This window comes from Mesorhizobium sp. M8A.F.Ca.ET.207.01.1.1 (assembly GCF_004794715.1).
GTDB lineage: Bacteria > Pseudomonadota > Alphaproteobacteria > Rhizobiales > Rhizobiaceae > Mesorhizobium.
Genome location: NZ_SRUS01000230.1, coordinates 1 through 364, shown reverse-complemented (window position 1 = coordinate 364; position 364 = coordinate 1). Strand labels below are relative to the sequence as shown.

Annotated in this window: 1 protein-coding gene; it reads right to left on the bottom strand. The window is 73.1% G+C overall.

What is annotated here, in order from left to right; all coding sequences use genetic code 11:
• The coding region (locus EN850_RS34310) for a hypothetical protein (RefSeq protein ID WP_136092991.1) at positions 1-320 on the bottom strand (320 nt) is incomplete at its 3' end.
• Positions 321-364 lie beyond the last annotated feature (44 nt).

Genomic DNA, 364 nt, shown 5'->3' with positions numbered 1-364 from the left:
GCCGTGGCGGCCGGGCTGCGCCGGCCACGCGAGGCCGGAACAGGCCTGCGCCGCGCCTGTCCACCGGTACGCCGCGCCAGCCGCAGCCCTGACAGGCGCGACAGTGGAAAGCGCAGCAGCGCCCACCAGGCCACCAGCGGCATGCCCACCAGCCACATCGGCAGCCAGCCCAGCCACGTGCTGTTGCCACGTGCCGCCGGCCAGACCAGCCCCAGCGCCAGCCCGGCCAGGGCCAGCTGCCGCACGCCACGCAGCAGGCGCGGGTCGGCGCGTTCGACAATGCGTTCAGTTGCAGGGCGACGGACGGAACGTGCGTTCATGGGGCTTCTCCGGTAGACAATGCAACACAGCTTGGGCAAGCCCC